This is a genomic window from Laceyella putida (assembly GCF_042665195.1).
Lineage (GTDB): Bacteria > Bacillota > Bacilli > Thermoactinomycetales > Thermoactinomycetaceae > Laceyella > Laceyella putida.
Genome location: NZ_JBHTBW010000028.1, coordinates 1 through 4,433, shown reverse-complemented (window position 1 = coordinate 4,433; position 4,433 = coordinate 1). Strand labels below are relative to the sequence as shown.

Annotated in this window: 4 protein-coding genes and 2 pseudogenes; 3 read left to right on the top strand and 3 right to left on the bottom strand. The window is 49.2% G+C overall.

From position 1 onward, the window contains the following. The 3 genes and pseudogenes from ACFQNG_RS10480 to ACFQNG_RS10470 all read left to right on the top strand — a co-directional run. Positions 1-408: pseudogene (locus ACFQNG_RS10480) on the top strand (bacteriocin maturation protein); the annotation flags it as partial. Beyond that, positions 405-2,366, top strand: coding sequence for a TOMM precursor leader peptide-binding protein (locus ACFQNG_RS10475; protein ID WP_379864874.1), 1,962 nt, complete (start codon positions 405-407; stop codon positions 2,364-2,366). The pseudogene ACFQNG_RS10480 and the gene ACFQNG_RS10475, both read left to right, overlap by 4 nt. A 184-nt stretch (positions 2,367-2,550) precedes the next feature. Further along, positions 2,551-3,095 (top strand): annotated as a pseudogene (locus ACFQNG_RS10470) (Tn3 family transposase). Positions 3,096-3,234: 139 nt separating this feature from the next. Here the strand turns inward: ACFQNG_RS10470 and ACFQNG_RS10465 are convergent. The 3 genes from ACFQNG_RS10465 to ACFQNG_RS10455 all read right to left on the bottom strand — a co-directional run bounded on the left by ACFQNG_RS10465 (position 3,235) and on the right by ACFQNG_RS10455 (position 4,347). Next, positions 3,235-3,471: a toxin-antitoxin system HicB family antitoxin gene (locus tag ACFQNG_RS10465; protein ID WP_379864873.1), complete on the bottom strand. Its 237-nt coding sequence runs from the start codon at positions 3,469-3,471 to the stop codon at positions 3,235-3,237. Between the two features lie 40 nt (positions 3,472-3,511). After that, positions 3,512-3,724: a hypothetical protein gene (locus tag ACFQNG_RS10460; RefSeq protein ID WP_379864872.1), complete on the bottom strand. Its 213-nt coding sequence runs from the start codon at positions 3,722-3,724 to the stop codon at positions 3,512-3,514. 383 nt (positions 3,725-4,107) lie between these two features. Continuing rightward, on the bottom strand, positions 4,108-4,347 hold the full coding sequence (locus tag ACFQNG_RS10455; RefSeq protein ID WP_379864875.1) for an integrase core domain-containing protein: 240 nt from the start codon (positions 4,345-4,347) through the stop codon (positions 4,108-4,110). Positions 4,348-4,433: the final 86 nt, after the last annotated feature.

Here is a 4,433-nt window from a genome sequence, read left to right as displayed (position 1 = left end):
ACAATGCAAGGGGCACCGATGATCGGCTTGGGAGAGGAAGTGTCCGGATTCCCTGTGGTGTGGGTCGGCACGAGCGGACGCTGGTATCGCAGTGTAGGCTTGAATGTGACAATCGCGCTCAGGAAGGCGTTGCAACAGGCCCTGCTGAAGGCACAAAACCAAGCGGCGTGCCTCACGACGCAAGCGTTGGGGGCATCAACCGTACTACTTGAAGAAAAGATGCTGCAAAGCCTTGTGATCCCCGCGTGTGAAGAGGCGGCACAATCGGAGGTCTTGCAGTCCGCCTTGCAGGTCTTGAAACGGAACGGCAAGCGGCTTTTGGTCTTAGATCTGGCACTGGAACCGTTTTTGAAAGAAGGACTGGCAGGAGTGTTTGGCGTGTTGTTGCGAGAGGAGGAATCCCGGTGAGTGCTGTTGTGGCGGTGGTCGGAGAAGGACTGTTGGCGGACTTCGTATGTGGAGAACTGTCCGCCCAATTCCATGTCGTTTGTCAGACCGATTTGGAGGCGGGAGTACCGGAAGCGGCGGATTTGGTTTTGGTGTTGCACGATGCCTGGCATCCCTCCGTTCATCACAAGGCGGAAGAGGTGTTGCAACCAACTGGCATCCCTTGGCTACGTGGCTTCGTTTCATTTGGCGAGGGTGTAGTCGGGCCGCTGGTTCGCCCGGGTACGCCGGGGTGCTCCCAGTGTGCGGATTGGCGACGCCTCATGGGGGGACGCGACCGCAAGGAGATGTTGGAGCTGCAGCAGAGGCTGGCAGAGCACGGGGGAATGCCACGTGACGCGTGGGCATCGCGCACAGGGCTTTTGCAGGTGGCTCACCTAATCGTTGCGGAGGCGCAGAGAGTGTTGCAAGGCAGACGGGCCCACTTGGAAGAACGGGTGTTTTTCATCAACCTGAAAACGCTAAAGAGCACACGTCACTTCTTTCTGCCCGATCCGCTGTGCCGGGTTTGTGGTCGATTGCCCAACGATTCACCGACAGCGGCCCGAATAACGCTTTCACCAAGTCTGAAGATCAGCGCCGACAGTTACCGCTGCCGTCCGATGGATGACTTGAAGGAAGTGCTCGTTAAAGACTATTTGGATTACCGGACTGGCCTTTTGAATGGGAAAATGCGTGACCTCGTGTCCCCGTTTGCCGCTGTGAGTGTGAATCTGCCACTGTTCACGGGGGACGAGGGATCAGCAGGTCGGACTCATTCCTATGCAGAAAGCGAGTTGACGGCCATCTTGGAGAGCTTGGAGCGGTATTGCGGTCTGGCACCACGCGGCAAACTGACGGTGGTCCACGATAGTTACCGTAATCTGGCGGATCAAGCGCTCAACCCCATCAAGGTAGGGGTGCACGCGAAGGAACAGTATGCGCAGCCTTTATTTCCGTTCAAAGAGTTTGATCCTGACCGCCCAATCGATTGGGTATGGGGCTATTCGTTTTTAGAGGAGCGCCCGATTCTAGTTCCGAAGTTACTTGCTTATTACAGCTTGGTCTGTGGGGATAGCTTGGTCTGTGAGGATGGATTTGTCTATGAAACTTCCAACGGATGCGCATTAGGAGGAAGTTTGGAAGAGGCCATTTTCTACGGTATTTTGGAGGTGGTAGAACGCGATTCATTCCTGATGACTTGGTACGCGCAATTGCCTCTCCCACGCCTTGACCCTTATTCCGCCGACGACCAAGAATTGCGGTTAATGATCGATCGGATAAAAGCGGTGGCGGGATATGATCTGCATTTGTTTAACTCAACGATGGAGAACGGGATTCCAAGCGTTTGGGCGTTGGCAAAAAACAGGAAACATAAGGGAGTGAATCTCATCTGTGCGGCCGGAGCTCATCTCGACCCGGTAAGGGCAGTGAAAAGCGCGATTCACGAGTTAGCCGGCATGATGCTGACGCTTGACGAGAAATTCGAGGCAAACCAGGAGAAGTATGTGCGAATGTTCCATGATCCGTTCCTGGTTCTGCAGATGGAGGACCATTCCATGCTGTATAGTTTGCCGCAAGCGGAGGAGCGCCTGCAATTTTTGCTGGATGAAAATCGTCCGTTGCGAACGTTTGACGAGGAATTCAAGCGGAAGGGGAGACATGCGGACCTGACCGACGATCTGAAGGATATTCTCCAGGTGTTCCGCCGATTGAACCTTGAGGTGATCGTGGTGGACCAGACGACACCGGAAATGATGCGCAACGGACTGCATTGCGTGAAAGTGTTGATTCCGGGGATGTTGCCGATGACGTTCGGACACCACCTTACCCGTGTGACAGGGCTTAAGAGGGTGCTACGGGTACCGGTGGAACTTGGGTATGCGAAGCAACCATTGACGCTCGAACAGCTCAATCCACATCCGCATCCGTTTCCATAAGTCGTGCCTAGAATGATAAAGGATGTTGAAGGGATTCTGCACATTTGGACATTGACAAGATCAGAAGGACGCACTGCTTGCATATAAGGGGTCACCGTACCACTACACTTACCCTCTTCCGCCCCAGTCCCGCAATGAAATATAAGCACATTGATTCTCTCTTTAGCGATACAATGACTGGGACTTGATCGAACTGCATTGGAAGGACCTTTTACATGTTGTCCTGTCAATTAAGCATGGGAAAATCTCTTCTGCTATGCTGTTAAGAAAGTTGGGAATTACAGCCAAAAAAACAAGCTTTATCAGGCATTCAGGGAACTCGGACGTGTCGTGCGAACGGTTTTCTTGCTCCAATACATTGCCGATATTGAGCTCCGCAGAAAAATTACGGCCACCATAAACAAAGTAGAGGCTTACAACGGTTTCTCCAAGTGGCTGTTCTTCGATGGAGATAGCATTATTGCCGACAACGATCCTGAACAACAAGAAAAGTCTATTAAGTATGGAGACCTGGTTGCAAACGCGGTTATTTTCCAAAACGTCGTTGATTTGACCGTGGCGATACGTCAATTAAGGCGAGAAGGTTATTACGTAGACCCAGACGATCTGAGTGCGCTCAGCCCTTATCTAACAGAGCATATCAAACGATTTGGTGATTATGTTATTGATTTGAATGAACCGCCACAGACTTTAGATGGGAAGCTGGAATTAGAGTTGAAAACTGCTTGAACGGAGGGCCTTGTGCCCTCTTTCCATTTTCCCCCATCTATCGTGCCGCTTTTGTGCATATCTCGAATATACCCCTAGAAGGAGCATCCGGTCATTTGGCCACCATTTGCCCATAAGAAAATGAAAAGGCCAACCGCCATCAGCGATTAGCCACATGAGAAGAGAGCTTATAAAGGATGTATTGATTCAACGAAACGTTTTCCGCCTCGGCCTGCTCCGTCACGTACTTATGAAGGCTCTTTGGCAAGCGAAGATTGAATTTCCCGCTATACTCCTTATCATCCGGAACCGGCTCCGGGATCGGATCGCCATGTTCCAGCTTTACTTCAAAATATCCTTCCATAGCTTCGCGGATATTGCTATACGGTTCATCCACTGTTGCTCCATGACTCTGGTAGCCATCCAGCTCTAACATCTTAGCGTAATAGTAAGTCGCCTTCATCTTGAATATGGCGGATCTGGATTGTATAAGGTAAAGCCATGTAATAAGCAAGATCTTTGTTTGCCATAGCCGATGTTTCTCGTGGGTTAAACGGTTCCCCATTACTTTTTTGGAACCAATCAGCCAAGTCATTGACTTGGTTAGTAAAGTTAGAAGCGTAGCTCATACCAGCCTCCAACTCTAGCAAGTTTGTGTTCCATCTATATGATTAGTGAAGGTCTTTCACAAGATGAACACGACCGGTTGGGAATTGAGTTTGTGTTAAATCTATGTGATTAGTGAAGGAGCCTCTAAAACGCTTTCCTTATCGTTTGTGTTCATTCTATGTGGTTTGTGAAGAAAATCCCCCGATCCGGTAGCTTTGAGGAGGGTTACTTGTATTCAAACCAACCGAACCGTACGTGCGTCTTTCCTCGAACCTCCGGGGCTTTAATATATTCAGAAAAAATACTGATGCTTTGTTTAAGTTTTGATTCCTCGACATCGAGGATATTTATCGTAGAAGTTGCGGATTAACCCCTTAATTTTGGACAGAGTGTATCTTAAGCTCGCTTTTTCACCCTTTTTCAACTAAACTCGAACGGTTGAAGTCAAAATCAAATGCTTTTGGTTTTGTAAGTAAAATTCGTTTGGAGTTAAATCCTGCAAACTAGAATGAATTCGACGTTCATTGTAAAAGCTTATGTATTCTGTCACTGCCTCATAAGCTTCTCCATACGTTTTAAATTCGAAACGAGATAAACATTCATCCTGTAACAAGCGATGAAAGGCTTCAATGTGGGCGTTTAAGTTAGGTGTTTTAGGCGGAATTCGTTTTGGTCATCGCAACCATCATGCTCCAGCTTGAACTGTTCACATGCTTGTCTAAAGGCATGTGAAATAAACTGAGGTCCATT